General features: G+C 68.8%; 17 protein-coding genes and 6 pseudogenes. 5 read left to right on the top strand and 18 right to left on the bottom strand.

The window, feature by feature from the left end:
* Positions 1 to 678: 678 nt before the first annotated feature.
* The 4 genes and pseudogenes from ACTWP9_RS35050 to ACTWP9_RS35035 all read right to left on the bottom strand — a co-directional run bounded on the left by ACTWP9_RS35050 (position 679) and on the right by ACTWP9_RS35035 (position 4,324).
* Positions 679 to 2,226 (bottom strand): annotated as a pseudogene (locus tag ACTWP9_RS35050) (N-acyl-D-amino-acid deacylase family protein).
* Complete coding sequence (locus ACTWP9_RS35045) at positions 2,226 to 3,311, bottom strand: alanine racemase (protein ID WP_443250382.1); 1,086 nt, start codon at positions 3,309 to 3,311, stop codon at positions 2,226 to 2,228. Before ACTWP9_RS35045 ends, ACTWP9_RS35050 begins: the two are co-directional and overlap by 1 nt.
* 30 nt (positions 3,312 to 3,341) lie before the next feature.
* Positions 3,342 to 3,464 carry a hypothetical protein gene (locus ACTWP9_RS35040; protein WP_443250368.1) on the bottom strand — a complete coding sequence of 41 codons (123 nt, stop codon included), beginning with the start codon at positions 3,462 to 3,464 and terminating at the stop codon, positions 3,342 to 3,344.
* Between the two features lie 62 nt (positions 3,465 to 3,526).
* Positions 3,527 to 4,324: a carbohydrate ABC transporter permease gene (locus tag ACTWP9_RS35035; RefSeq protein ID WP_443250367.1), complete on the bottom strand. Its 798-nt coding sequence runs from the start codon at positions 4,322 to 4,324 to the stop codon at positions 3,527 to 3,529.
* A gap of 54 nt (positions 4,325 to 4,378) precedes the next feature.
* Here ACTWP9_RS35035 and ACTWP9_RS35030 point away from each other — a divergent pair.
* Positions 4,379 to 5,242 (top strand): annotated as a pseudogene (locus ACTWP9_RS35030) (zinc-binding dehydrogenase); the annotation flags it as partial.
* Between the two features lie 255 nt (positions 5,243 to 5,497).
* Here ACTWP9_RS35030 and ACTWP9_RS35025 read toward each other — a convergent pair.
* The 9 genes from ACTWP9_RS35025 to ACTWP9_RS34985 all read right to left on the bottom strand — a co-directional run bounded on the left by ACTWP9_RS35025 (position 5,498) and on the right by ACTWP9_RS34985 (position 18,571).
* Positions 5,498 to 6,880, bottom strand: coding sequence for an L-serine ammonia-lyase (locus ACTWP9_RS35025; RefSeq protein WP_443250366.1), 1,383 nt, complete (start codon positions 6,878 to 6,880; stop codon positions 5,498 to 5,500).
* 163 nt (positions 6,881 to 7,043) lie between these two features.
* Positions 7,044 to 8,228: an NAD(P)/FAD-dependent oxidoreductase gene (locus ACTWP9_RS35020; RefSeq protein WP_443250365.1), complete on the bottom strand. Its 1,185-nt coding sequence runs from the start codon at positions 8,226 to 8,228 to the stop codon at positions 7,044 to 7,046.
* Complete coding sequence (locus ACTWP9_RS35015; RefSeq protein ID WP_443250364.1) at positions 8,225 to 8,548, bottom strand: bifunctional 3-phenylpropionate/cinnamic acid dioxygenase ferredoxin subunit; 324 nt, start codon at positions 8,546 to 8,548, stop codon at positions 8,225 to 8,227. The genes ACTWP9_RS35020 and ACTWP9_RS35015 overlap by 4 nt, the downstream gene beginning before the upstream one ends.
* A 453-nt stretch (positions 8,549 to 9,001) precedes the next feature.
* Positions 9,002 to 11,860, bottom strand: a complete 2,859-nt coding sequence (locus ACTWP9_RS35010) for a SpoIIE family protein phosphatase (RefSeq protein ID WP_443250363.1) — start codon at positions 11,858 to 11,860, stop codon at positions 9,002 to 9,004.
* Between the two features lie 226 nt (positions 11,861 to 12,086).
* Positions 12,087 to 13,217, bottom strand: coding sequence for an aromatic ring-hydroxylating oxygenase subunit alpha (locus tag ACTWP9_RS35005; RefSeq protein ID WP_443250362.1), 1,131 nt, complete (start codon positions 13,215 to 13,217; stop codon positions 12,087 to 12,089).
* Positions 13,218 to 13,301: 84 nt separating this feature from the next.
* Positions 13,302 to 13,931, bottom strand: a complete 630-nt coding sequence (locus tag ACTWP9_RS35000; RefSeq protein WP_443250361.1) for an MBL fold metallo-hydrolase — start codon at positions 13,929 to 13,931, stop codon at positions 13,302 to 13,304.
* Positions 13,928 to 15,013 (bottom strand): S-(hydroxymethyl)mycothiol dehydrogenase, encoded by a 1,086-nt coding sequence (locus tag ACTWP9_RS34995; RefSeq protein ID WP_443250360.1) that lies wholly within the window; start codon positions 15,011 to 15,013, stop codon positions 13,928 to 13,930. Before ACTWP9_RS34995 ends, ACTWP9_RS35000 begins: the two co-directional genes overlap by 4 nt.
* A gap of 210 nt (positions 15,014 to 15,223) precedes the next feature.
* A complete protein-coding gene (locus tag ACTWP9_RS34990; RefSeq protein WP_443250359.1) occupies positions 15,224 to 16,117 on the bottom strand; it encodes a bifunctional methylenetetrahydrofolate dehydrogenase/methenyltetrahydrofolate cyclohydrolase in 894 nt (297 codons plus the stop codon).
* Between the two features lie 15 nt (positions 16,118 to 16,132).
* Positions 16,133 to 18,571 (bottom strand): GcvT family protein, encoded by a 2,439-nt coding sequence (locus tag ACTWP9_RS34985; RefSeq protein ID WP_443250358.1) that lies wholly within the window; start codon positions 18,569 to 18,571, stop codon positions 16,133 to 16,135.
* A gap of 357 nt (positions 18,572 to 18,928) precedes the next feature.
* Here ACTWP9_RS34985 and purU point away from each other — a divergent pair, with 357 nt between their 5' ends.
* Together purU and ACTWP9_RS34975 are read left to right on the top strand one after the other, a co-directional pair.
* Positions 18,929 to 19,801 (top strand): formyltetrahydrofolate deformylase, encoded by an 873-nt coding sequence (gene purU, locus ACTWP9_RS34980; protein ID WP_443250357.1) that lies wholly within the window; start codon positions 18,929 to 18,931, stop codon positions 19,799 to 19,801.
* A gap of 357 nt (positions 19,802 to 20,158) precedes the next feature.
* A complete protein-coding gene (locus ACTWP9_RS34975; protein WP_443250356.1) occupies positions 20,159 to 20,953 on the top strand; it encodes an IclR family transcriptional regulator in 795 nt (264 codons plus the stop codon).
* Here the strand turns inward: ACTWP9_RS34975 and ACTWP9_RS34970 are convergent.
* The 3 pseudogenes from ACTWP9_RS34970 to ACTWP9_RS34960 form a co-directional block, all read right to left on the bottom strand.
* Positions 20,941 to 21,386 (bottom strand): annotated as a pseudogene (locus ACTWP9_RS34970) (molybdopterin dinucleotide binding domain-containing protein); the annotation flags it as partial. The gene ACTWP9_RS34975 and the pseudogene ACTWP9_RS34970 sit on opposite strands and share 13 nt — an antisense overlap.
* 27 nt (positions 21,387 to 21,413) lie before the next feature.
* Positions 21,414 to 22,351: pseudogene (locus ACTWP9_RS34965) on the bottom strand (IS5 family transposase).
* A gap of 39 nt (positions 22,352 to 22,390) precedes the next feature.
* Positions 22,391 to 22,798 (bottom strand): annotated as a pseudogene (locus tag ACTWP9_RS34960) (RidA family protein).
* Positions 22,799 to 22,989: 191 nt separating this feature from the next.
* Here ACTWP9_RS34960 and ACTWP9_RS34955 point away from each other — a divergent pair.
* A complete protein-coding gene (locus ACTWP9_RS34955) occupies positions 22,990 to 23,502 on the top strand; it encodes a TetR/AcrR family transcriptional regulator (RefSeq protein WP_443250355.1) in 513 nt (170 codons plus the stop codon).
* A 122-nt stretch (positions 23,503 to 23,624) separates the two neighbouring features.
* Here ACTWP9_RS34955 and ACTWP9_RS34950 read toward each other — a convergent pair whose 3' ends face one another.
* Positions 23,625 to 24,602, bottom strand: coding sequence for a helicase associated domain-containing protein (locus tag ACTWP9_RS34950; RefSeq protein WP_443250354.1), 978 nt, complete (start codon positions 24,600 to 24,602; stop codon positions 23,625 to 23,627).
* 313 nt (positions 24,603 to 24,915) lie between these two features.
* Between ACTWP9_RS34950 and ACTWP9_RS34945 the strand changes: the two genes are divergently transcribed.
* Positions 24,916 to 25,965 carry a hypothetical protein gene (locus ACTWP9_RS34945; protein WP_443250384.1) on the top strand — a complete coding sequence of 350 codons (1,050 nt, stop codon included), beginning with the start codon at positions 24,916 to 24,918 and terminating at the stop codon, positions 25,963 to 25,965.
* 8 nt (positions 25,966 to 25,973) lie between these two features.
* Here ACTWP9_RS34945 and ACTWP9_RS34940 read toward each other — a convergent pair.
* A pseudogene (locus tag ACTWP9_RS34940) lies at positions 25,974 to 26,195 on the bottom strand (DEAD/DEAH box helicase family protein); the annotation flags it as partial.
* Between the last annotated feature and the right edge of the window lie 475 nt (positions 26,196 to 26,670).

Genomic DNA, 26,670 nt, shown 5'->3' with positions numbered 1-26,670 from the left:
GACTCCTATCCAGACTGAGGAGAAGTCGCAGGTCACGGCCCCCTCATCCAGGGCCCAAATGTTGGCGGGCAGCCACACGTTCGGGCCCAACAGGAGCACCCAGAACATGGCTGGTCTCCGGGTGTGAGTAGTTGAGGTGCAGGAAATCCCGGTGAGAACGATCTTGCTGGGGTTCGCCTACTTCGCGGGCGCTTCAAGCTGGCGGGGCGCTGCGGGGTCGCCCGGAGTTCGCGTAGGTCGGGGATGTGGTTGTAGAGCGCGCCCAGGGAGACGCCCAGCAGCTTCGCGATCGAGGTGATGGAGCGGCAGGGAGCGGGCAGCAGATCGCGGGCGGCGCGGATGACTTCCTCGGTGGCGACGCTGGGGCACTTTCCGACCCGGCCGCGGGCGGGGGCGGCGGCCAGGCCCTCGTTGGTGCCGATGACGATGAGTTCGCGGACGAACTCGGCGAGGGCGGCGAAGACGTGGAAGATGAGTCGGCTGGCAGTGCGTCGAGCTGGTACTGCCCCGCTACACGATCTGCTGAAGCTTCTGCCCCTCCTGATCGGTCAGTCTCCATCGATCTCCACACCCGGATGTCCGCGCAACCAGCGGCTGAGCTGTTCGGTACCCTCAGCCATGCATGACACACCGGCCGTGACCCCGCGAACCAGGTCAGCCGAGGAAGCCGGACAAGACTCAACAGGTTTGTCCTCCCTGTGCTCGACGGCGGAGTGAGCGGCCGGGCAGGGCGCCGGTGTGGCGACCGTCTGCGATGACGGTGACGCCGTCGACGAAGACATATGGGATACCTTCGGGCTGCTGACGCGGGTCTTCGAACGTCGCGGTGTCGCGAACGGTGTCCGGGTCGAAGAGCACCAGGTCGGCGTGGTGCCCGGAGCGGATGGAGCCGCGCTCGGCGAGCTTGAGCCGACGCGCCGCGCGTCCGGTCAGATGCGCCACGCATTCTTCCAGGCCGAGGATTCCGAGTTCGCGAACGTAGCGGGCAAGAAAGCGGGGGAAGGTGGCCCAGGCGCGGGGATGCGGCCGGGCAGGGGCCAGGAGCCCGTCGCTTCCTCCGGTGTGCGTGGGATGTTTCATGATCGCCTGAACGTTTTTCTCGTCTCCGACGAGCTGGAGGATCATGGTGCCGAGCTTGTCGGTGAGTAGCTGGTCGCAGCAGACCTCGAAGGCCGGGCGGCCGGAGTCGTCGGACAGTTCCGCTATGGTCCGGCCGACAATTGATACGTCTCGGGAGTCGGAAAGACCCGGAGACCTCCATCGCGTGCTGGATCCGCCGTCGCGTGGCCGGGTCGCGTAGCCGCACCAGGGTGGTATCCGGGCCGCCCTCGCAGGACCAACTCGGCAGCAGCGCCGTCGGCGTGGTCGAGCCTGGCAGATAGGGATAGGTGTCCAAGGTGAGGTCGCACCCCTCGGCGATGGCAGTGTCCAGCGGCCGCAGCAGCTCCGCGCCGCGACCGGCGTTGACGGGGAAGTTCATGGTCGCGTGCGTCAGATGCAGTGGGCAGCCGGATCGGCGCGATACCTCGATCATGTCGGCATACGCCTTTAGCGCTCCTGCTCCGTACGAGCGGTGGTGGGGAGCGTAGAAGCCGTCGAGTTGGGCCACTACGCGGCACAGTTCGACGAGTTCGAAGTCGTCCGCGTACATGCCCGGGGGGTAGGTGAGCCCACTGGACATGCCCACGGCGCCCTCGCGCATCGCGGTCGCGACAAGGGTCCGCTGTTGGTTCAGCTCGGTGTCGGTTGGCGGTCGGTCGGCCATCCGACGGCGAGCATGCGGACTGATCCCTGTGGCACCAGGTAGCAGGCATTGACCGCGATGCCCTGATCCAGGCGGTCCAGGTACTCGCCGACACTGCGCCAGTTCCACTCGAAGCCCGGCGGGTCCCCGTTCCAGCCAGTGATGGCCTGCCGGATCCGGGCCAGCGTCGTGTCGTCGACCGGGGCGTACGACAGCCCGTCCTGGCCGAGGACCTCGGTGGTCACGCCCTGGCCGACCTTGGCCAGGTGATCAGGTTCGACGAGCAGGCTGAGGTCGGAGTGTGCGTGCATGTCGATGAAACCGGGCGCGACCACCAGGCCCGTGGCGTCCAGCACGCGGCGGCCGGTCCGCCCGTTCCCGGTGTCCGCGATCCGCCCGTCGGCGAGAGCGACATCGGCGATGTATCCGGGCGCACCGGTGCCGTCGACGACCGTCGCACCCCGGATCACCAGATTCGCCATCAAAACCACGTCCGTATCAGGTCGACGACCGTGCCGGCTTCGTCCACGACGGGGATGAGTGTCCACTTGTCCATGGCCGTGCACGGGTGGGACAGGCCCAGCCGTACCACGTCACCGATCCCGACCGTGGCCCCTTCCAGAAACGCGTGCTGGTCGTTCAGCCCGGTGATGCGGGCATCCGTCAGCGGACCTCGTCCGCACACCCGTTGTGGTTCGGGCAGCCCTTCATCGAAGGGCAGGTCCCGTCGTCCGGCGTCCAGGAGTGCCAGTCCCGGCTCGGGCCGGGAAATGACGCGCGCCCAGCCGTGCATGGCCGAACGCAGCTGCTGGCGTCCCCCGAGCCTGGCGAACGGCGACATCGCGCGATAGAAGCCATCATCGTGAATCACGTAACTCCCCGAGCGCAGCACCAACTGGGCGCCCAAGCCACCGAGCACGTCGACCACCTGGTCGAAATAGGAGCTTCCGTCGACAGTGACAATGGGCTCGGCCGTCTCATACGGGATCCGCTCGTGCAGGGCCGCGAGCCGGTGAAGGTAGGCCTCGACCGCAGCCAGCGCGGCCGGGGACGCGTCGTGGGCAAGAGCACCCTCGTATCCGGCTACGCCGACCAAGCGCAGCGAGGGAGCTCTGCAGACGGCGTCGGCAACGGCCATGGCCTCGCCGTCCTCGCGCGCCCCCGTACGGCCGCCTGATGCACCGAGCTCCACGCACACGTCGATAGGGCGCGCCGATGTGGTTCCCCGGAGCGCCGCGTCCATCAGCTCCGCTGAACGCACCGAGTCCACCCAGGAAACGAACGAGAACTCCGGGTCCCGATCGAGCTCGGCGGCTACCCAGGCCAGACCAGGAGCGTCGATGAGTGCGTTGGCCAGCAGCACACGCCGGACGCCGAATGCGCGCGCCACTCGCAGCTGCGGCAGGTTGGCCACGGTGATACCCCAGGCTCCGGCGTCGAGTTGCCTCTGCCACAATGCCGGCGCCATTGTCGTCTTGCCGTGTGGGGCGAGATGGACACCAACGTCGGCGACCCAGTCGGCCATCGTGGCGATGTTGTGCCGGAGTGCGTCGGCGTCGAGCGTCAGCAGCGGAGTGCCGAATTGTTCGAGCGTCGGTCACGATTGGAGAAACTGTCTGGTCGTCAGGCCGTGGGCGGCGGCCGGTACGGCCTTGAATCGCCAGTCGAGACGCTCCTCGCCCAGGGCTGAGACGGCATCGTCATCGATCTTTCTCGTCATCCACGACCTCCTGTGTCGCGCATCGGAAACGCTGGCCTGCCGGTGCACCCAGTGTTCTGGCGTCATTTCACTGAACCGGCGGTGAGACCGCCTATGAGGTAGCGCTCGATGAAGATGAACAGAATCGCGACTGGCACAATCGCGATCAGCGAGGTCACGAACAGAAACTGCCAGTGCTCTTGATATTGCGTTACGAACGACGGGATCGCGACGGTCAGGGGCTGACGGTTCGGCGACGCCGTCACCGTCAGGGCCACGATGTATTCGTTCCAAGCGCTGATGAAGGTGTAGACAATCGCTGTCACTACGCCTGGCAGGGAGATCGGCAGCGTTACCCGGACCAGCGCTGTGATCCGTCCCGCCCCATCGAGAAATGCGGCCTCCTCCAACTCCTTCGGAATGCTCGAAAAGCACCCGTGCAGGATCCAGATGCAAAATGGCAGATTGAAAGCGGCGTTCACCAGGATGAGCGCCAGGAGGGTGTCGGTAAGGTTGAGCGCCACCATCTCCCGGTAGATGCCGATGACCAGGGCGGTCGGTGCGAACATCTGGGTGACGAGGACGAGGACCATGAAGGCGTTCCGGCCGCGGAAGCGGTTTCGCGCGGTGTAGTACGCCGCCGGCAACGCGGCCAGCAGCGTGACCACCGTGGCGGCGGCGGCCACGATCAGCGACACCTTCATGTTCTGCCAGATCGGTGCGGCCCTCCACACGTCGACGAAATTGGACCAGTGCCACTCCGACGGGAGGTAAGACGACCGCATCAGTTCGTGCTCGGGCTTCAGAGCCGTCCCGAGCATCACAAGGTACGGCGCGATGAAGAACAGCCCGACCAGCCAGCCAACCCCGGTCAGCACCACCTTGCGCAGCGAGACGGGTCCACGTCTGTCGACTGACTGGGGCGTGGCCAATCCGTCGGCGTGGTCACCGAGATCGGCGACGAGGTGAAGAACATCAAGCTCGGTAACTTCGTCGTCGGTTGGTTCTTCGCCTCGGACAACACCTGTGAAATCTGCGAAGCCGGCTACCAGTCACGGTGCGCGCACGCCGAGTACGTCGGCGCCGGTGGGGCACAGTCGGAGTACCTGCGGGTGCCGCTGGCCGACGGTACCCTCGTCGCCACCCCCCTGAATGCCGGACGACGACCTGGTCCCCTCGCTCCGGGCCGCCTCCGATGTGCTCGGAACGGGCTGGTTCGGCGCCGTGGCCGCTGAGGCCGGGCCGGGTAAGACCGTGGCCGTGGTCGGTGACGGTGCCGTCGGCCTCCTCGCTGTTCTGGCCGCGAAGCAGCTGGGCGCGATGGGGTCTCCCCTGCTCGAGCGAAGTCGAGAGCTTGGGGAAGGGTCATCGCGATGTCGCGGCACGCGTCGCGGCAGAAGCTCGCCCGCGGGTTCGGCGCGACCGACATCGTCGCAGAGCGCGGCGACGAGGGCGTAGCCAGGATCAAGGAGCTCACCGGAGGATACGGCGCCCACAGCGTGATCGAGGCCGTCGGCACCCAGGAATCGATGATGCAGGTCATCCGCTCCACCCGCGCCGGCGGACACGTGGGATACGTGGGCGTGGCGCACAGGGTGGAGCTTCCGGGCGAGGAACTGTTCTTCGCCGAGGTGCACCTGCTCGGCGGTCCCGCTCCGGTGCGTCGGTTCCTGCCTGAGCTGATCCAGCTCATCTGGGACCGCAAGATCGACCCGGGCAAGGTCTTCGACCTCACACTCCCGCTCGACAAGGCCGCTGAGGGCTACAAGGCGATGGACGAGCGCCGCGCCATCAAATCCGCCGAGGGCCATGCTGGTCCAGATCGTCCGGCGAACGCGGACTCTTTACACTGCCGCCGATGCCGCATCCGGCTAGCCCGATCGCCACAGGAGGCGCGACCGTACTGCATGCGCCGTGGTCGGCCGCAAGCCCACGAGGCGGACTCGCCCGCGCTGGCGGCCAGTTGGGGTGCACATGAACGCAGATGAGACCGGCGTCCGGTCGCATGTACGCGCCGGGTATGTGCTGCTGTCGGCCGGCGGGCACCCACCTTCTCAGCACTCGATGATGTTGACCGCGAGCCCGCCCCGCGCCGTCTCCTTGTACTTGACGCTCATATCGGCGCCGGTGTCCTTCATCGTCTTGATGACCTTGTCGAGGGAGACGTGGTGGCGGCCGTCGCCACGCAGCGCCATCCTCGCGGCGGTGATGGCCTTGACCGCCGCCATTCCGTTCCGCTCGATACACGGGACCTGGACCAGGCCGCCGACGGGGTCGCAGGTCAGGCCCAGGTTGTGTTCCATGCCGATCTCGGCGGCGTTCTCGACCTGTTCGGGGGAGCCGCCGAGGACTTCGGCGAGGCCCCCGGCGGCCATGGAGCAGGCGGAGCCGACCTCGCCCTGGCAGCCGACCTCGGCACCGGAGATCGAGGCATTCTCCTTGAAGAGCAGGCCGATCGCGCCCGCGGCGAGCAGGAACCGGACGATGCCTTCCTCGCCCGCGCTCGGCACGAAGTTCGTGTAGTAGCGCAGTACCGCAGGGATGATGCCGGCCGCGCCGTTGGTCGGGGCGGTCACCACCCGGCCGCCGGCCGCGTTCTCTTCGTTGACGGCCATCGCGTAGAGGGTGACCCACTCCATGTCGCGGCCGGCCGGGTCGCCCTTGGCACGCAGGTGCCGGGCGGAGGCGGCAGCCCGGCGGCGGACCTTCAGCCCGCCGGGCAGGATGCCCTCGCGGGAGAGGCCGTCCGCGACGCACTCCTCCATGACCCGCCAGATCTCCAGCAAGCCGGCGCGGATCTCGGTCCCGGTGCGCCACGCCTGCTCGTTCTCCAACATGAGGGCGGAGATGGACAGGCCGGTCTCGCGGGCGAGTCGGAGCAGTTCGTCGCCGGTGTGGAAAGGGTGCTTCAGCACGGTGCCGTCGAGCGTGACGCGGTCGGCGCCGACCTCCTCCTCGTCCGCCACGAAGCCGCCGCCCACCGAGTAGTAGGTCTTCTCCAGCAGCGGCGCGTCATGAGCGTCGTACGCGAAGAGGGTCATGCCGTTGGCGTAGTACGGCAGCGAACGGCGCCGGTGCAGTTTCAGCTGGGTGCCGGCGTCGAAGTCGATCTCACAGGAGGGGCCGATCTCCGCGCGCAGGAGACGCAGGCGCCGGGTGGTGCGGATGCGCTCGACATCCAGCTCGGCCTGGCCGACGTTGACCGTATGCGGCTCGTTGCCCTCCAGGCCGAGCAGCACGGCCTTGGGTGTGCCGTGGCCGTGTCCGGTGGCACCGAGGGAGCCGAACAGCTCGGCCCGCACGGATGCCGTCGCCGCGAGGAGGCCGTTCTGCTTCAGCCGGCCGGCGAACATCCGGGCGGCCCGCATGAGGCCGACCGTATGCGAGCTGGACGGGCCGATGCCGATGGAGAACAGGTCGAAGACGCTGATTGCCACGCCATGCTCCGTGGGTTGAGGGTCGTACCGCACCTGCCACGACCACTCCCTGCGGGAGGGTGTGTCGGTTACCGGCGGGCGCGAGCCACCGCCGGGGGACGCGGCGGCGATGCGGGCCCCGGCCGCGGCCCGCGAAGGCCCGGCGGTGACGGCCGGGCCGGGCTCAGGTCGTGACCGGCTGCGCGGCGCGCATCAGTTCGCGGCGCTGCCGCATGAAGGGGCGGGGGCGATTGACGGCGATGACGGCGGTGGTCTGCCCGTCGCGTTCGTAGCAGGCGAGGAAGCTGCGGTCGTCGGCGGAGCCTTCGACGATCCGCGGGGTGTCGGTGGGCAGCCGTCGGCCGGCGAACTGTATCCGTACCCCGTACTGGTCGGACCAGAAGTACGGCACGCTCCGATGGGTGGCGACCGTGCTGCCGGCGAGCAGGTTCTGCGCGGCGGTGGTGGCCTGTTCGGTGGCGCTGGTCCAGTGCTCGGCGCGACTGCCGTCCACTCTGGCGACGTCCCCGATGGCTACGACGTTCGGCAGCGCGGTGACACAGCCCGCATCACACACGACGCCGTCGGCCAGCAGCAGCCCGGAGTCCTCCAGCCAGCCGGTGTTGGGCCGTACGCCGATCCCGACCACGACCACATCGGCGGGCAGCAGCCGCCCGTCGCTCAGCTCCACCCCGGTGACGCGCCCCTCTCGGCCGCCGCTCTGCAGCCCGGCAACGCCCGTACCGGTGACCAGGGTGACGCCGTGGTCGGCGTGCAGATCGGCGCAGACCCGGGCCATCTCCTCCCCGAGCTGGGGTACGAGAGGAAGCGGGGCGGCCTCCACCACGGTGACGTCATGGCCGAGGACGGCACAGGAGGAGGCGACCTCGGCGCCGATGAATCCGCCACCGATGACCACGACCTGGGCCGGGCCACGGGCCAGGTCGTCGCGGAGCGCCTGGGCGTCGTCGAGGGTGCGCAGGGTGTGCACGCCGGATTCCGCCGGGTCGGCGGGCTCCTGGCCGGGGAGGTGCCGCGGGGTGGCACCCGTGGCGATGACCACGGCGTCGGTGTCCAGCGCCCGGTCGCCGTCGAGGAGCACCGCGCCTCCGCCGGTGTCCAGGCCGGTGGCCTTGGTGCCGAGGTGCCATTCGGCATAGAGCTCGGCGGTCTCGTCGGCGTCGGCCAGGGTCAGCTGCCCCTGGCCGGTGGCGCCGGTGAGAAATGCCTTGGACAGCGGGGGGCGGTCGTAGGGCTCGTGGTTCTCGTCACCGACGATCACCAGCCGCCCGTCGAAACCCTGGTCGCGCAGGGCACGCGCGGCGTACAGCCCGGCCAGCGAGGCCCCGATGACGGTGATGCTCCTCATGCCGGCGCCACGACGCCGACGTGAAGCAGGACGTGGCCGTCCTGCACGGAAACCTGGTGGGTGCGCACCGGGTACTTCGCCGGCGGGCAGGTCGGGCGACCGGTCCGCAGGTCGAAGAAGGCCGTGTGCAGGGGACATTCGACGAAGCAGCCCTCCACCCAGCCGTCCGCCAGTGAGGCGTCCTGATGCGTGCAGGTGTCGTCGATGGCGTAGACCTCGCCGTCTTCGGTGTGGAACACCGCGATGGGGGCGGGGACACCGTCGGTGACACGGATGGATTCACCGGGCGGCAGATCTTCGATCCGGCACACCGTGATCATGGGGAACCTCCAGGTTACGGGGGCCCGACAGGAATGGACGGCCCTCGGCGGACGGCCATGCGCCCAGCTTCGGGACGGAGGAAGAGATTGTGCGTTGTTTCGAATAACACAACGCGGTTCGCTATACGCAACATGCTTTCTGGCATCCAGGGGGCTTGTCAAGGGCCGGCTGAACCAGCCCTCGACAGCACGTCTTCGCCGAGGTGGAACCCGGTCACAGGGCAGGCTTCGGCGGACCGCCCGCAGGGGCCCAACAACCGAACGCCACAAGCTCGTTGCGCAGGCTCGTAGCGAGAGCCCGTACCGCTGGCTCATGGCGCGGGCCCGGAGCGCTGGCGCGCGGCGCGCGGACGAAGCGCGTGGCGCTACCGCGGCAGCCGTGCCTCAGCCGTCGCCACGTCACGGCCCGGGCCTGATGGCCGTCAGTCTCGTCGAGGTAGCGACGGCGCACGGTCACAGTTCAGGGTCGTCCCACTGGTCCAGCAGGATGTCGCCCAGGGCTCCACCGGGTCCGGCTGCGGCGTCGTGCAAGGACTGTTCGGTCCAGATGACCTTGCCGTGGGTGGTGTACCGAGTGCCCCAACGCCGAGCGAACTGGGCGACGAGGAACAGGCCGCGACCACCCTCGTCGGTGATCTCGGCCCGGCGCAGATGTGGGGAGGTACTACTGCCGTCGGCGACTTCGCAGATCAGGCTGTCGCGGTCGTGCAGCAGACGAAGCCGGATGGGGCCGGTGCCGTAGCGGATGGCGTTGGTGACCAGTTCGCTGAGAATGAGTTCCGTGGCGAAGGCAACCTGGTCCAGGCCCCAGGTCTCCAGCCGGCGAGCGCAGGCAGCGCGGACGCGGGAGACGGCGGCGGGATCGGAGGGCACGTCCCAGTCGGCGACCTGATCCGGGGCCAACAGCCGGGTCCGGGCCACCAGAAGGGCGATGTCATCGCCGGGGCGGGCGGGCAGCATGGCATCGAGTACCGCCTGACAGGTCTGCTCCGGGTCCTGGCCGGAATGTGCCAGGGCGTCTCCCAGGAGTGCGAGACCCGTATCGATGTCGCGACGGCGGTCCTCGATGAGTCCGTCCGTGTACAGGGCCAGCTGAGTTCCCTCGGGCAGGTGCAGTTCAGCGGTCTCGACCGGCAGTCCGGCGCCGAGACCGAGCGGTGGGGAGACGGGGACGTCGAGGAAGGAGACGGTGCCGTCGGGGTGGACGAGGGCAGGGCCGGGGTGGCCGGCCCGGGCGATGGAACAGTCTCCGGAGACCGGATCGTAGATCGCGAACAGGCAGGTCGCACCTATCATGCCCGCGCTCTCGCCGTCGCCGGGCTCGCCCTGGTCGATACGGGCGACCAGCTCGTCCAGGTGCCCCAGGAGCTCGTCGGCGGACAGGTCGAGGGCGCAGAAGTTGTGGACGGCGATGCGCAGGCGGCCCATGGTGACGGCCGCGTGCAGGCCGTGTCCGACGACATCACCGACGACCAATGCGACGCGGGCGCCGGGCAGAGGGATGACGTCGAACCAGTCCCCGCCCACTCCGGCCTGAGCGGGCAGATAGCGGTAGGCCACCTCCAGCGCCGACTGCTCGGGCAGCGTGCGGGGCAGCAGGCTGCGTTGCAGGGTGACCGCCGTGGCATGCTCCCGGGTGTAGCGGCGGGCGTTGTCGACGCATACCGCCGCGCGAGCGGCCAGCTCCTCGGCGAAGGACAGATCCTCCTCCGTGAAGGGTTCCTTCTCCGAGCGCCAGAAGCCGACCATCCCCAACACGACGCCGCGGGCCTGCAACGGAACGCTGATCAGCGAGCGGATACCGAAGCTGACGATGCGCTCAGCGCGTTCGGGATCGAGTGCCTGCCAGTCCGACGCGACGCTCAGATCGGGTTCCAGCACTGCGCGACCGTCCCGCAGCCCCCGCGCCTGCGGCATCGCCGGCAGGAAGGTGATCCTCTCCCCCACCGGGTACAGCGGGTGGTCGTCCCTGACGCCACGCAGGGCGGTTCGGTGCATGGTCAGGCTCGCGCCGTCCGGTTCCTCACCCCGCTGGACCGCATCCAACAGTTCGACTGTGGCGAAGTCGGCGAAGCGGGGAACCGCGATCCCGGCCAGTTCGTCGGTGGTGCCCGCCATGTCCAGTGTGGCGCCCATCCGTACCCCGGCCTCGTAGAGCAACTGCAGGCGTTCCCGCGCCGCCTCGGCCCGGCCCGCCAGTGTCCGCAGCTCGGTGGAATCCCTCAGCGTCGCCACGCTGCCGGGCGGTCCTCCGTGGCCGGCCACGGGGCGCAGGTTGACGACCAGCAGCCGGTCCCCCGCCAGGTGCACCTCATCGTCGGCCGTCCGGCCGGAGGCGAGCAGCCTGGCTGTGCCCGGGGCCAGGCCCAGGTCGGTGATCCGACGGCCCTCCGCGTCTTCAGGCAGCTCGAGCAGCCGGTGCGCCTCATCGTTGGCCAGCAGCAGCCGAGCGTCGCCGTCGATGATGAGCACGCCCTCCCGCACTGAGTGCAGCACCGCGTCGTGGTGCTCGTACATCCGAGTCATCTCCGCGGGGCCCAGGCCGCGCGTCTGGCGCACCAGCCGCCGGCTCACAAGCGCCGACCCGCCCATGGCCACGACGAGCGCACCACCCGCGGCTGAGAAGATCATCGGCAGTTGCTTCGCCACCGCCGCGTTCACGCTCTTGACCTTGATCCCGACGGAGACCAGCCCGACAACCGAGCCGTCGGTGTCGAAGACGGGAACCATGGAGTCCACGGCACGGCCAACTCCCGGCGTGTCATAGGTCTCCTGGTGCACTCTGCCGCTGAGCGCTTCGGCATAGGAACCGACGACGTGTTTGCCGATCAGGTCCGGGTCCGGGTGGGTCCAACGGAAGCCGGACGTGTTGAAGGCGATGATGTAGTCCACACCGGATGCCTTCCGGGCTTCCTCCGCACGCGGCTGCAGCAGTGCACTGGGGTCGGAGGATTTCATGGCGCTCAGCGTCCCCGGGGCCCGTGCGAAGGTCTGTGCGCCGACCAGCGAGCGATCGCGGGCCTCCTGCAGTCTCGCCCCCCGCGCCTGCAGGACGAGAGCGATCACAGCTGCACAAGCGAGCAGCACCACGAGCACGACTTGCAGCGCAAATACTTGGCCCGCGGCAGTGCGCACGCTGAGCAGCGAGTGCAGTCGCCGGTCCTTGGACCGGCGCGGGGCCTGCCGTTCGCCTTCCGACCGCTCACGTTGCCCGCTTCCCGGACGTGGAGCCGCACGCCGATTCCGCCTACCCCACCGGTTGAACGGGCGGGAAGGCGGTACGGGCAATCGCCGCACTCGAGGAATCCGCATGGTCACATTATTGGAGCTCCTCACACATTGAGGTGGGGTGGTGCGGCTGGCTGTTCTGTGATTTCGGTGGAGCGTTCGTCTCGCCACCCCCTGCACCGTGGCTCGTGCCGGATGACGGGCCGGAGCGGATCGTGCCGCCTGCCGCCGGGGCGGGAGCTGTCAGTTGCTGTCCGTGGCTGCCCGAGGCCGCACAGCAATTGGATAGTTGCGCGGGAGCGGGGACGGGTCAGTGGGTCGGACCCGCCAGTCGGTTCTGAAGCCAGGTGTGGAATTCGCCGATGTGGTGCTCGCTGGGTACCAGGACACCGCCCTTGGCGTAGGCACGGGAACTCATCGCCGGCTGCGTACGCTCACAGGCATCGAAGTCCTGCTGATTCACACGGTGGAAGAGCTCCACCGAACGCTCGACATCCCTACCGCTCTCCACGACATGCGGAAGGTAGAGCCAGTCACACTCCACCACCGTCCGGTCGGCAGCCACCGGAAACATCCGATGGTAAATCACGTGATCGGGAACGAGATTGATGAACACCTGCGGCCTGACGGTAATCGCGTAATAGCGACGATCCTGCTCCTCACCGACCCCCGGAATCCGGTCCAGACCCTCACCCCCGTCAAGGGTGAAGCCCTTCACCTCCTGACCGAACTCCGCCCCATGACCCACGTAGTACTGCGCCGCGAACCCGTCAGCGAACTCCGGAAGCACCTCGGTCAACTCCGGATGGATTGTGGCGCAGTGATAGCACTCCATGAAATTCTCGATGATCAGCTTCCAGTTGGCCCGCACGTCATACGTGATCCGCCGGCCCACCTCCAGACCGTCGATCCCGTAGTTGTCAATCGCCTCCGCACTCCCCAGCCGCTGGGCCACCGCACCCATCACCTCGTCCTCGAACGAGGGCGGGGAATCGGCCAGGCAGACCCACACATAGCCCATCCACTCCCGGACATGCACCGTGACCAGCCCGTACTCGACCCGGTCGACATCCGGCATCGACGTCAGATTGGGAGCGGCAACCAGCTTCCCGTCCAGCCCATACGTCCAGGCGTGATACGGACACTGAAAAGCCCGCTTGACCTGACCGGACTCCTGCGTGCACAACTTCGCACCACGGTGCCGGCAAATGTTCAAGAACGCCTTGATGGAGCCGTCCCGGGCACGGGAGACCAGCACACTCTCCCGCCCCACTTGACACGTCCGGAAACTCCCCGGCCCGGCCAGGTCCGACGCACGGGCCACACAGAACCACATGGCCTCGAAAATCCGCTCCTGCTCCACACGGAAGACCTCAGGATCGGTGTAAAAGCCCCCGGGCAGCGTCGAAATCAGACTCGGGGGCAGATTCGTCACAGTCATCGTGTCACCTTCGAAAAGACAGCAGACGCCCACACAACGAGGGTCGAAAAGGGCAAGGGGCTGCTCCGGTGCCAACCGGGCTTGTCAGCTCCCTCGGGCGATCCAGGAGGCGAGTTGGGGTGCTTCAGCCGCGATGGAGGTCTTGCTGCCATGACCGGTGTATACGGTGGTGTCGGCGGGGAGGGTGAGCAGTCGGTCGCGAATGGAGGCGATGATGGTGGGAAAGTCGGAATAGGAGCGGCCGGTGGCGCCGGGGCCACCCTGGAAGAGAGTGTCGCCGGAGAACAGGGCTCCCAGCTCGGGCGCGTACAGGCAGACCGCGCCGGGCGCGTGCCCGGGGGTGTGCAGCACGTGCAGGTCGGTACCGGCGACGGTGAGCACGTCGCCGTCCGCCAGCCACACCTCGGGGGCTATGCCCGGGTGGGTGGCCTTCCACAGCACCGAGTCGGCGGGGTGCAGCATCATGTGCGCGCCGGTGCGGGCTGCCAGCGCGGGGGCGGCGTTGATGTGGTCGTTGTGGGCGTGGGTGCACACGATGCCGACCAGACGCCGGGTCCCGACGGCGGCGGCGATCGCCGCGTCGTCGTGCGCCGCGTCGATGACCAGGACCTCCCGGTCGTCACCGACCAGCCAGACGTTGTTGTCGACCTCCCAGCTTCCCCCGTCCAGTTCGAAGGTGCCGCTGTTGACGAGGTGCTCGATGCGGGCGCTCACAGGATCACCACCGAGCGCAGAACGTCGCCGCGGTGCATCTTCTCAAACGCCGTCTCCACCTCGTCGAGGCCGATCTTCTCGCTGACGAAGGCGTCCAGGTCGAAGTGCCCCTGAAGGTAGAGATCAATGAGGGCGGGGAAGTCGCGGGCGGGCAGACAGTCGCCGTACCAGGAGGACTTCAACGCCCCGCCGCGGCCGAACACGTCCAGCAGCGGCAGCTCGATGGTCGTCTCCGGGGTGGGGACGCCGACCAGAACGACGGTGCCTGCCAAGTCCCGGGCGTAGAAGGCCTGTTCATAGGTCTCGGGACGGCCCACCGCTTCCACGACGACATCGGCGCCGAAGCCACCCGTCAGGTCACGGATGGCCTCGACGGGGTCGGTCTTGGCGGAGTTGACGGTGGCGGTGGCGCCGAACCTCCCGGCCCACTCCAGCTTCCGCTCGTCGACGTCGACCGCGATCACCTTCGAGGCGCCGGCCACCTTGGCACCGGCGATGGCGGCCATGCCCACACCTCCGCAGCCGATCACCGCGATCGAGTCCCCCCGGCCAACCCCGCCCGTGTTGACCGCGGCGCCGAACCCTGCCATCACACCGCAGCCGAGCAGACCCGCGGCGGCGGCCGAGGCGCTCGGATCGACCTTGGTGCACTGGCCGGCTGCGACGAGGGTCTTCTCGGCGAAGGCGCCGATCCCCAGGGCCGGGGACAGCGGGTTTCCGTCAGCCAGCGTCATGGGCTGGACAGCATTGTGGGTGTTGAAGCAGTACCACGGCCGCCCGCGGCTACAGGCACGGCACTGACCGCAGACGGCACGCCAGTTGAGAATGACGTAGTCGCCAGGAGCGACGCCGGTGACGCCCTCACCGACCGCCTCGACCACGCCGGCGGCCTCATGGCCGAGCAGGAAGGGGAACTCATCGTTGATTCCGCCCTCACGGTAGTGCAGGTCGGTGTGGCAGACACCGCAAGCCTGCACCTTCACAAGCGCCTCGCCCGGGCCGGGGTCGGGCACCAGGATGGTCTCCACCGAAACCGGAGCGCCCTTCTTCCGGGCAACAACGGCGCGTACCTCGTGTGTCACTGTCGAGCTCCTCGCTGAAGGGCCGGCCGAATACGGTCTTCGGCCGGGATGTTCTGGGCGGTGGCGCAGGAACGGCCGTTGGAGCGAGCCTCCGGGGGCGGGGCTCCTCGCGGATCTCCTGACAGGTGCGGGTGGCCCGGGAGCCGTGCGGCCCAGGACCCGCCTTGGGATGTGGACGCGTTCAGGCAGCGTTCAGGCAGCCTGTTTCGGTTACGGGGACGGGGTGACGTCGGACGATGCCCGGGCCGGCGGGGGTTCGGCGGCGCGTTCGGCGGCCTCGACGACATTGGCCAGCAGCATCGCCCTCGTCATCGGGCCCACCCCACCGGGCATCGGGGCCAGCCATCCGACGGTCTTGGCCACGTCCGGGTTGACGTCACCGAGCAGCCCCTCCTCCGTGCGCGTGATGCCGACGTCGAGCACCGCGGCACCGGGCCGGACCATCTCCGGTGTGATCAGTCCGGGCGATCCGGCCGCCGCGATGACGACGTCTGCTTCGCGTACGTGCCAGGACAGCCCTTTGGTGCCCGTATGACACAGCGTCACGGTCGCGTTCTCCGATCTGCGGGTGAGCAGCAGGCCGATGGGCCGTCCGACCGTGATGCCTCGGCCGATCACACAGACCCGGGCGCCGGCGAGCGGCACGTCGTGGCGGCGCAGCAGCTCGACGATGCCCCGCGGGGTGCAGGGCAGCGGGCTCTCGACACCGAGGACCAGTCGGCCCAGGTTGACCGGATGCAGGCCGTCGGCGTCCTTCGCCGGATCCATCCGCTCCAGTACGGCGTTGGCGTCCAGCCCGCGCGGAAGGGGCAGCTGGACGATGTAGCCGGTGCACGCCGGGTCGGCGTTGAGCTCGTCGACGACGGCTTCCACCTGGGCTTGCGTGGCGTCGGCAGGCAGTTCGCGCCGGATCGAGGTGATACCGACCTTGGCGCAGTCACGGTGCTTGCCGCCCACGTAGGCGTGGCTGCCGGGGTCGTCACCGACCAGCACCGTTCCGAGGCCGGGCACGATGCCGCGCTCGGCAAGCGCTGCAACACGGTCCGCGAGTTCGGCGCGAATGGCGGTCGCTGTTCGGCGGCCGTCGAGGGTCATTGCGGTCACAGAGCTTTCCTTTCGTCAGCCCCGCAGGCGCTGCATCGTCGGGTCGAACAGGGGTTCCTCGGCGACGACCGCGGGGATGCGCTGGTCGAAGTAGCCGATGGTGAGTGCGCGTCCGGTGGTGGCGAGTTCAGCGGGCAGCCAGGCATAGGCGATGCCCTTGCCGATCGTGTAGCCGAAGGCGGCGCTGGTGACGTAGCCGACCGGCCGGTCGCCGTCGTACACGGGTTCCTTGCCCATGACCACAGAGAGCGGGTCGTCGATGGTCAGGCAGGTCAGGCGGCGGCGTACGTCGGCCGCGCGCCGCTCCAGCGCGGCTCGGCCGATGAAGTCGCCCTTGTCCATCTTCACCGCGAAGCCGACGCCGGCCTCGTACGGGTCGTGCTCGTAGGTCATGTCGGTGCCGAAGGCGCGGTATCCCTTCTCCAGGCGCAGGCTGTTGAAGGCGCCGCGGCCGCCCGCGATGCCGCAGTAGGGCCGGGCCGCCTCCCAGAGGGTGTCCCACAGCTTCAGCCCCATGTCGGCGGTCGTGTACAGCTCCCAGCCCAGTTCCCCCACGTACGACAGCCGCATAGCGGTGACGGGAACGGAGCCGATGTGGGCGTGCTGGGCGCGGAAGTAGCGCAGACCCTTGCTGGAGAAGTCCTTGTCGGCGAGCGGCTGGAGGACCTCGCGCGCGTTGGGTCCCCACAGGCCGATGCAGCAGGTGCCGGCCGTGACGTCGCGCACCTGCACGGAGCCGTCCTCGGGCAGGTGCCGGGTGAGCCAGTCCAGGTCCAGGTTGCCGTTGGCGCCGACCTGGAAGCGGTCGCGGCCGAGGCGGGCGACGGTGACATCGCTGCGGATGCCGCCGTCGTGATCCAGCATGAGGGAGTAGGTGACCGATCCGACGGACTTGATGACGTTGGCCGTGGTCATGCTCTGGAGGAAGGCGGCCGCGCCACGGCCGGTGACCTCCAGGCGCGGGAGGGCCGTCATGTCGTACAGGGCGACGGACTCGCGGGTGGCCTGGGCCTCGGCGCCGACGATCGGCGACCAGTAACGGGCGGCCCAGTCGTCGGGCGTGGGTATGTTCCGGCCTGCCAGCAGGTGTTCGTTGGTGGCGTACCACTGGGGCCGCTCCCAGCCGTGGGCCTCCAGGAAGTACCCGCCGAGCTCCTGCTGGCGGGGGTGGAACGGGCTGGTGCGCAGGGGCCGGGGCGCACCGGCCGGCTGGAGAGGGTGGAGGATGTCGTAGACCTCGGCGAAATTCTGGCAGTCGCGCGCGAGGACGTACGCGGGCGCAAGTTGGTGCGGTTCAAAGCGGTTGACGTCGCACTCGTGCAGGTCGAATGAGGAGCAGTGGCCGTCGACGAGCCACTCGGCCACGGCACGGCCGACACCGGCGGAGTGGGTGACCCAGACCGCTTCGGCGACCCAGAAGCCCTTGACGTCGGGCGACTCACCGAGCAGGGGAAGCCCGTCGGTGGTGAAGGAGAAGAGCCCGTTGATGCCCTCCTCGACCTTGGCGTCCTTCGTGGCGGGCAGCAGGTTCTGGGTCTCGGTCCAGGCGTTGGCGAAGTCGTCCTCGGTGAAGCGGAGCACGGAAGGCATCTGCTCGGCGGCGTCGACGGAGAGGATGTCGTCGGGGTCGATGGGCATGGGCCGGTGGCCGTAGTGACCGATGCCGAGCTGGTCGAAGCGGTCGCGGTAATAGAGGTCGGCGTCCTGGTGGCGCAGGATCGGGCGGGCGGCCTCCTCCGTCTGCCCGGCGATCGCCGGCACGGGGCCGGTCCAGGCAAGCTGGTGTGCCAGCGGAGTCAGGGGGAGGTTCATCCCGACCATGCGGGCGATCTTGGGGCCCCAGATGCCGGCGCAGCAGACGACGATATCCGCGGGGATCTCCCCCTGGTCCGTGACGACGGCGCTGACGCGGCCGTCCTCGGTGCGGATGTCCAGGACTTCATGGTGGGCGAGGGCGCGGACGCCGCGGTCCTGGGCGGCCTTGAGCTGCGCCTCGACCGCAAGGACGGCCTTGGCCAGGCCGTCGGTGGGGATGAACAGCCCGCCGAGTACACGTTCGCGATTCACCAGGGGGTGCAGCTCGACGCACTCGTCCGGGCCGATCAGCCGGGATTCGATGCCCCAGGAGGTCAGCCAGCCGTGCCTGCGCTGTAGTTCGGCGCTGCGCTCGGGGCTGGTGGCGATCTCCAGGCCGCCGACCGGGAGGTAGCAGGGCTGCCCCTCCACATCGAGGGAGCGGAACTTCTCCACGGTGTAGCGGGCCAGTTCGGTCATGGTCTTCGAGGAGTTGGTCTGGAACACCAGGCCAGGGGCGTGGGACGTCGACCCGCCGGTAGCGGGCAGCGGGCCCTGGTCGACGACCGTGACCTCGGTCCAGCCCCGGACGGACAGTTCGTCGGCCAATGCCGCTCCCACGACGCCCGCTCCGATGATGACCACGCGTGGTCCCGGCATCGCACAACCTCCAGTTGCTTTTTACGCAACACGCTTCGCATTGTGCAACTCAAGGTGCCGGGCCTCCCGGAACGCTGTCAAGGGGTGACTCGCGGAAACGATCGCCACGCAGAGCACCGAAACGGCAGGGCACTCAGGCGCCCCCGACTGCCGCCGATCGCCGCCTCCTCCCTGCCGCCGGCACATCAGGGCATGACCCTTGGACCGTCTCCCGGAGGACGCGCCGGGACGCGGCCCATGTCGCTCACCTCAGGGCGGGGCGGTTGCACTGCCGCCCCTTGACCAGCCGGGCGCCACCCTGGACCATGTTGCGTATTACTCATCGCGTTGCGTATTACGCACCAATGGAGGATGTCAATGTCTCCTCGACCGCAGCCCGGCCGCGAGTTCGTCCTCACCCTCTCGTGTCCTGACCGTGCGGGCCTCGCCCACGCTGTGACTACCTTCCTCGTCGGCCACTCCGGCAATATCCTGGAGAGCCAGCAGTTCGAGGACCGGTCAAAGGACCGCTTCTTCATGCGAGTGCACTTCGAGGTCTCGGATCCAGACGTGTCGCTGGAGGATCTGCGCCCTGGTTTCGGCCCAGTGGCCGAGGCGTACCAGATCACCTGGCAGCTGGTCGATGCCTCGATCCCGACCCGCACACTCATCATGGTGTCGAAGTTCGGCCACTGCCTGAACGACATGCTCTTCCGCAGGTCCACGGGCGCGCTCAACATCGAGATCCCCGCGATTGTCTCCAACCACCGCGACCTCGAGCCACTGGCACAGAACTACGGCATCCCGTTCCACCACATCCCGGTGACGCCCCAGAGCAAGGCCGCGGCAGAGGCGCAACTGCTGGGGCTGGTCGACGAACTCGGCATCGACCTGGTTGTGCTGGCCCGCTACATGCAGATCCTCTCGGACGACCTGTGCAAGCACCTCGACGGCCGGGCCATCAACATCCACCACTCCTTCCTGCCGAGCTTCAAGGGGGCACGGCCGTACGTCCAGGCACACGTGCGCGGCGTCAAACTCGTGGGAGCCACGGCCCACTACGTCACCCCCGACCTCGACGAGGGGCCGATCATCGAGCAGGATGTCGTCCGCGTGAACCACTCGCACGACCCGGACGAGTTGGTCACCATCGGCCGTGACGTCGAGGCCCAGGTCCTCGCCCGCGCCGTGGAGTGGCACAGCCAGAGCCGCGTACTGGTCAACGGCAATCGCACGGTCGTCTTCCGCTGACGGGACGAGCAGTCCGGGGGTTCGCCAGGTGGCCGGGCGAGCCTCGCGGAATCCGTCTGCCTCGACCGGTACGGTCCCCCACCGGTCCGCGGCGAACCGCGGACGCACCCGATGCGTCGTCGGCGCTCGCCCCCGGGCACGGCCACGTCCTCGACACCGCCCCTTCCCGGAGCCCGCCCATGACGTCCAGCACGTATACCTCGCCGTAGACGGCCCGGGGCCGCCGCTCGGGCCGCCGATACCGGCTGGGCGGATACCGGCTGATCCGTGCGATGGTGCCGATCACACAGAAACGGTCACCGCTTCTCCCCCGCCCTTGCGCACGGGGCGTGCACTACCGGTAGGTATAGTTGCGCCATGAGCAACCATACGGCACACAATCGAACAGCAGGCCCCGCGGGGAGCGGAGTGCAGTCCGTCGACCGTGCCGTAAGTGTCCTGGAGATCCTCGCCGAGCGTGGGGAGGCAGGCGTCAGTGAGGTCGCCGCCGAGATCGATGTCCACAAGTCGACCGCATTCCGCCTGCTCGGAGCGCTGGAGGCGCGCGGTCTGGTCGAGCAGACGGCCGAGCGCGGAAAGTACCGCCTCGACTTCGGGATCGTGCGCCTGGCCAGCGCGGTCACCGGCCGCATCGACATCACCCAACAGGGCAGGCCGGTCTGCGAACGGCTCGCCGAGGAGATCGGCGAGACCGTCAACATCGGCGTGCTGCAGGAGCACTACGCGGTCAACCTTTACCAGGTGCGCGGTCCGGGCGCGGTCGGCGCGCACAACTGGGTCGGACGGCTCACCCCGCCGTACGCCACATCCAGCGGCAAGGTCCTGCTGGCTCACCTGACGGCTGACGAGCGCGCCGAACTGCTCGCGTCCGGGTTGCGGAAGCAAACACCCCACACCATCACTGCCAAGACGAAGCTGGAGAAGAGCCTCGCAGAGGTGCGGGAGCAGGGGTACGCACTGGCGCTGGAGGAACTCGAGACAGGGCTGAACGCCATGGCGGCCCCGATCCGCTCCCGGGACGGTGAGGTCGTCGCCGCGATCAGCGCGTCGGGACCGGCGTACCGCTTCACCGAGGAGCGCATGCGCGAGATCTCCCCGGTACTCGTCAAGGGCGCAGACGAGATCGGCCACCGGATGGGCTACCCGGGCTGACCCTCCCCCGGCCCGCGGGCGGGGGAACCACAGCGCTCCAGGCGTACCACGATGCTCTTGGAGGTCGGCGTGTTGGAGGTGTCGGCCACCGAGTCGAGCGGGACCAGTGTGTTGGCCTCGGGGAAGTAGGCCGCGCAGCAGCCGCGAGGGGTGTCGCAGGCGACGGCCCGGAAGGCCTCAGCCCGCCGGTCCTGGCCGTCGGTCCACTCGCTGACAAGGTCCACCAGGTCACCGTCGTTGATCCCGCGCTCCGCAAGGTCGTCGGGGTGGGCGAAGACCACTCTGCGTCCCCGGTGGATGCCGCGGTGGCGGTCCGCCAGCCCGTAGATGGTGGTGTTGTACTGGTCGTGGCGCGCAGCGTCTGCAACAGCAGGCAGCCGGGCGGGACGCGCAGCACCTCAAGGGTGTTCACCGAGAAGTTGGCCAGCCCGGATCACTGTGCTAAAGCGTGTCCCTTCGATCATGATCGGAGCCAGACGCGGAGTGCGGCGGCGGTGACGGTGCCGAGGTAGACGTATCCGCGCTTGTCATAGCGGGTCGCCACGGCTCTGAACTGCTTCAGCTTTCCGATGGCCCGCTCTACCGTGTTGCGTTCTCTATACCTTTCCTTGTCGAAGCCCGGCGGCCAGCCGCCGCGTGTACCCCGGCGCAGGCGGGCGGCCTCGTGGTCCTTCTTCTCCGGGATCACGTGCCGGATGCCGCGGTTTCGGAGGTAGGCGCGGATCTAGCGGTTGCTGTACGCCTTGTCGGCGCTCACGCTGTCCGGCGTGCGGCGGGGACGGCCGAGTCCCGTGCGTGGGACGCGGATCTTGTCCATGACCGGCTCGAACTGGATGCAGTCCGCCCGCTGGCCGGGCGTGACGAGCAGGGACAGGGGGCGGCAGCGGCCCTCCGCGGCGATGTGAATCTTGGTGGTCAGCCCGCCGCGGGACCGGCCCAGGGCTTCGCCCGAGGCGCCGCCCCCTCCAGGAGGCCGCGCAGGCTCACCAATGTCGGCGGCCGCCGGGCCAGCCTTCGGCGGCCCCCTTTTGAAGGGCCGGGCGGTGCGGGCGGTGGGGTCTGGGGTGCGCCTGCGGCGTGCTGGTGAGCGCGCGTGATGGTGGAGTCGACGTTGACGTTCCAGCCGAAGTCGCCTTCGGCGTCGGCGACGGCCTGGACGTGCTGGAGGAGTCTCTCCCACGTGCCGTCGGCCGACCACAACGAGTGCCGTTTGTGGACGGTCTTCCACGGGCCGAAGCGTTCGGGGAGCTCCCGCCACTGAACCCCGGTGCTCAACCGGTGAATGATCCCGTTGATCACCTGCCGGTGATCGCGCCACCGACCGCACCGGTTGTTACTCACCGGCAACAGCCGCTCCAGCACCGCCCACTCGCCGTCGGTCAGATCCCCCCGGCTCATCATGGCCAGACCCACGCTCTCCCTGATCGAGCGACACGGCTATTCGATGACCGCGGTGGCCTCGACCTCGACCAGGAGGTCCTGTTCCCCCAGCGCCGCAACGCCCAGCAGGGTGATCGGTTTGACCGGATCGATGCCCAGCTTCGCCGCCGCCCGGCCGACCCCGTCACCCAGCAGAGGCATCTTCTCGGGACTCCAGTCGACGACATAGATGGTCAGCTTCGCCACGTCATCGAAGGATCCGCCGATCTCGGCCAGCGCCGTGCCGATGTTGAGGTATCACTGCTCGACCTGAGCGGCGAAGTCTCCTTCGCCGACGGGTCGGCCGTCGGCATCACGGGCGACCTGCCCCGCAAGGAACACCAGCTTCGATCCGCTGGCGATCGACAGCTGACGGTAGACGTCGGGTTTCGGCAAACCGTTGGGATTGACCAGCGTCACAGTCATGACCCCTCCTTGGCGTCAAGTGCGGCAAGATCAGCGCGCGAAAGCATAGCGATGCTATGTATTTTGCCGCCATGGCAAGGACGAAAGATCCGGCGGTCCGCTCCCAACTGCTGGATCGGGCCGCGCGCATACTCCGGACCCGGCAACCAGTCACACTCCGCGCACTGGTCGCCGGAACCGGCGTATCGACGATGGCCGTCTACACCTATTTCGGCAGCATGGACGGCCTGTGGAAAGCGCTGCGACAGGAAGGCTTCACCCGCCTTGCGGCCAAACTCGCAGCCGTCTCGATGACCCCGGACCCCGTGCGAGACCTCGCCGCCCTGGGAGCCGCCTACCTGGCCAACGCCCTGCAAAGTCCCGACCTGTACCGCGTCATGTTCGACGCGGGCTTCGAACTCGAAGACGCCGACGCCGCGGATGAAGCTCTGCACTGCCTCGTCCGTGCCGTCGAACGGGCCAAAACGGCCAGTCGCTTCCGCGACGACGTGGACCCGCTGGAACTGGCAACACAGAGCTGGACAATCGGCCACGGACTCGCCTCACTTGTCGCCACAGGTCCCCTGCCGCACCAAGCACTCACCCACGCCGTGCCCATGCTGACCGCACTATTCATCAGCGCCGGCGACGATCCCGCCAGATGCCGCCGATCGGTCAAGCACGGTTGGGGGGCAGATACCTCCGGCCGGACTTGGCACTCATGATCGAAGGGACACGCCCTAGATTGCGAGCGAACCGCGAGCAGTCCGCCACGATGGCTCCTGGCCGGGTGAGCTACGCCTCGGCGCCAGCCCTGGCGGCGCTCGCGGTGCGCAGGGCACGGTGGTCAGGTCAGCAGTCCTACCTGTTCCGCTTCGCGGGTCTGGTCGGGGGTGAGTTTCTGTTTCTTGTGGCGGGTGCGGGCGTTACTACGGAAAACGCCCAGCCGAATCAGGTGTTCGCGTCCTTCGGCGTCGGTAATGGTTTCGGTGTGGTCCCGTGGAACGCGTAGGTGTCCCTCTCGTGTTTTGAATTGGCGTGCGGCGGCCAGGTTGATTTGCCATCGCCCTGCCCCAGCGGGCACAGCCGGGGCGGCCGGGAGTGCTGCCGTGGCAGCAGGGCGCACTCCCAGTTTGGTGAGGCGCTGTTGCTGGCCATCGGTGAGTGTGTGCCAGGCGGCGGGTTGTTCGGCCAGCCAGGTGCCGATGTCGTCTCCGCCGAGGCTGACGCCGGGCTGGAGCTCGGCGAGGGTGGCGCCCTGGGAGATGAGCCAGCGGGCTTTCGCGTAGTGCCGCTGCCAGGACAGCGACCAGTCGGGATTCCAGTCCGGGTCGATGCCCTCCAGCCGCTCCCGCCGGCTCTTCGCGCGCTCGGGCCTCTTGCCCAGCCCACCGGGCTTGCGGGCCTGGTGCAGCCGCTCCCCCACCGCCACACCCGCCAGCACCGCGTCGCGGGGCGCGGCCAAGGTGTGGTGTTCGGCGTGATAGAGGGCGCACACGTCCAGGAACTCGGTGAACGCCTGGTCGCGGGTGTCGAAGACGAACCCTTCCTCGGCCAGCAGCTTGGTGCGCCAGTCGGCCAACTCGCCCCGCCGCCAGGCGCGGCGCTGCTCGGCCGCCCACTGGCCCACCGGGTAGTCGACGCCCTGGTCGCCGAGGTGGACGGTGGCGGTGTAGGGCACGTTGGCGTGCCCGTGCTCGGCCGCGAAGGCGCGGACGGCCTCGAGGCCGGTCAGCCAGGCCGTGGATTCCGGGCGCAGGACGCGGGTGCGGACCAGCCGTGCGATCTCTTCGGCTTCGCGGGGGCGGTGGGAGAAGTGCAGCAACGCCAGCTCCGCCCCCTGCTCGTGGCGGGCGCCTCCTCCTAGCCGTGGTCCTCACCGGCCGGCTCACCGCCCTCGGTGGAAGTGCCGGCCTGCCGGGGGCCCCGGCCGGGTCGTCTGCGAGCACGTCCTCCGGTGTGCCGCTGCTGCGGCCGGACTGGCGCAGCGCCAGCTGCTCGACGACGCGCGGGTCGAAGGAGCGCAGCGCGCGCAGGACCGTCACCAGCGGCTCGAACGCGGCCGTGGCCGCCATGTCCCGGCCCTCGTCCTCCGCGGCCAGGAGCACCGGCACGACCAGGCGGGCCACCTTGCCCTCGTGCGGCTTCTGGCGCAGGGCGCGGCCGACGGCCTGAACAATGTCCACGGGGCTGCTGCGCACATCCGCGAACAGGACACCGTCCAACCCGCACCGGCCGGTGATGTCCGTGCCCTCCCCGAGCAGGCGGCAGGTGGACAGAATGCGGAACTCGGTCTTGCGCCCTTCGGCATCGACGCCGTTCGCGAACTGGTCGAGCACGGCCCGCTGGTGCGCGGCCGGGTGCAGGCCGCACAGCCACTCCCCCCACACCTGGCCCGGAAACCGCCCCGCCGCGCGCAGCTCGTCGGCCGCGTCCGGCAGGCCACGGGCGAAGGAGAGGGCTTCCTGGGTACGGGAGTGGAAAGACAGGAGGCTCACGACGCCCGCGGTCTCCATGTGGGCCAGGGCGGCGGCCCTGATGGCACCCAGCCGCATGCCGCGCCGCTCCTCCAGCGTCGCCTCGTCACCAGGGGGTGCGGGGTCGCGAATCTCCAGCACGTCGATCTCGAAGGAGGCCAGCAGGCCCTCCTCGATGGCCTGCCCCAAGGGGAAGGTGAACGCGGGCTTGCCGAACACGCCCTCGTCGTCCATCGAGGCGACCAGCACCTCGCCACCGACGGCGTCCGCCTCATAGACCCGGGGCGTGGCCGTCATGTACAGGCGCCGGTCGGCCGGAATGCGGGTGTTGTCGTGGACGATGGCCCACGGTTTCGAGGCCAGGCCGGCGGTGCGGTGCGCCTCGTCCACGATCGCCAGACCAAAGCCGTCCAGCTTCTGCCCGAACGCACCCGCCAAGGCGCGCTCCAGGACGCCGGCGACCGCGCGTTCCTCCGCAGCCTCGTCGTCGCCCTCGTCGTCCTGGTCCTCGTCGGCGGCGGGGCGGCCCGGGTTACCGACCAGAGAGGCGTAATGGCGAACACGGTCACGGGGCCTGTGCCGGCCCACAGCGCCAACCGCAGCGGGTTCGTAGTGCACCGCACGCCCAAGTCGTCGGCCAGGTGGGCGCGCACCTCCGAGTCGCGGTTCAGGGAACAGACCGCGACCGCGTTACCGCGCATGCCGTACTGACGCCACTTGGCCACCGTCTGCGTCAGCAGATTCAAGGTGGGCACCAGCACCAAGACCCGCCCTCGCGGCTCCAGACGGCGCGCCACATCATAGGCGACCAGCGTCTTACCCGACCCCGGAGCGGCGATCACCTGCGTACGCAGCCCCTCTGCGGGGATGCCGCCGGGCGGGGTCTCCAGCGCGAAGACCCCCGCATCGGCGGCCTCCTTCTGCCGGCGCCGCAGTTCCATCGGCCCGTCCATGGTGTGCTCCTCCATGCTCTTCCCCTCCCTTCTGTGGTCCGTTGCTCAGGCGGAGAAACCGAAGGAAGTGGCGTACTCGTACTGGCCCCACTGCGACCCAAGCTTCGATTCTCTATCCACAGGACACGAGTCAGTCGGTGGAACAAGACTGAGCCGGACGCCGCCGGGCTCCGGATCGGACGCGGAACGGGCGAGCTACGGATCGGGACCGGCCGGAGCGAGACCCTTCTCCCATCGCCTCCCGCAGCCGCGCCGCCGATCAGTGGGCGCCCAGCAGGACGCCAGAACGCGGTCGTCACTCAAAAGTAGTCGCCGGCCTCGATGTTGCGGTCCGACGGGTGGGGGCTGGTTCGATACTTTTCGGGCTGCTGCTCGGACAGGTCCACCCGTACGCCCGCGGGTTCGAGAGCGTCCCAGACCTGCAGCATCATGGCGTCGCTGAGGTAGTGGTGGCTCAGGTTCA

The organism is Streptomyces sp. 3N207 (assembly GCF_052246355.1).
Taxonomy (GTDB): Bacteria; Actinomycetota; Actinomycetes; order Streptomycetales; family Streptomycetaceae; genus Streptomyces.
Note: the sequence above shows the minus strand (reverse complement) of the source record. Positions and strands in the feature narration are given on the sequence as shown.

Bases quoted from the DNA above. Each gene is read 5' to 3' on its own strand.
- ACTWP9_RS34975 (WP_443250356.1), top strand. From the start codon at position 20,159: ATGAGCAACCATACGGCACACAATCGAACAGCAGGCCCCGCGGGGAGC.
- ACTWP9_RS35020 (WP_443250365.1), bottom strand. From the start codon at position 8,228: ATGAGGAGCATCACCGTCATCGGGGCCTCGCTGGCCGGGCTGTACGCC.
- ACTWP9_RS35010 (WP_443250363.1), bottom strand. From the start codon at position 11,860: ATGCGGATTCCTCGAGTGCGGCGATTGCCCGTACCGCCTTCCCGCCCG.
- ACTWP9_RS34985 (WP_443250358.1), bottom strand. From the start codon at position 18,571: ATGCCGGGACCACGCGTGGTCATCATCGGAGCGGGCGTCGTGGGAGCG.
- ACTWP9_RS35040 (WP_443250368.1), bottom strand. From the start codon at position 3,464: ATGACGAGAAAGATCGATGACGATGCCGTCTCAGCCCTGGGCGAGGAG.
- ACTWP9_RS35015 (WP_443250364.1), bottom strand. From the start codon at position 8,548: ATGATCACGGTGTGCCGGATCGAAGATCTGCCGCCCGGTGAATCCATC.
- ACTWP9_RS35005 (WP_443250362.1), bottom strand. From the start codon at position 13,217: ATGACTGTGACGAATCTGCCCCCGAGTCTGATTTCGACGCTGCCCGGG.
- ACTWP9_RS34955 (WP_443250355.1), top strand. From the start codon at position 22,990: ATGGCCGTCTACACCTATTTCGGCAGCATGGACGGCCTGTGGAAAGCG.
- purU (WP_443250357.1), top strand. From the start codon at position 18,929: ATGTCTCCTCGACCGCAGCCCGGCCGCGAGTTCGTCCTCACCCTCTCG.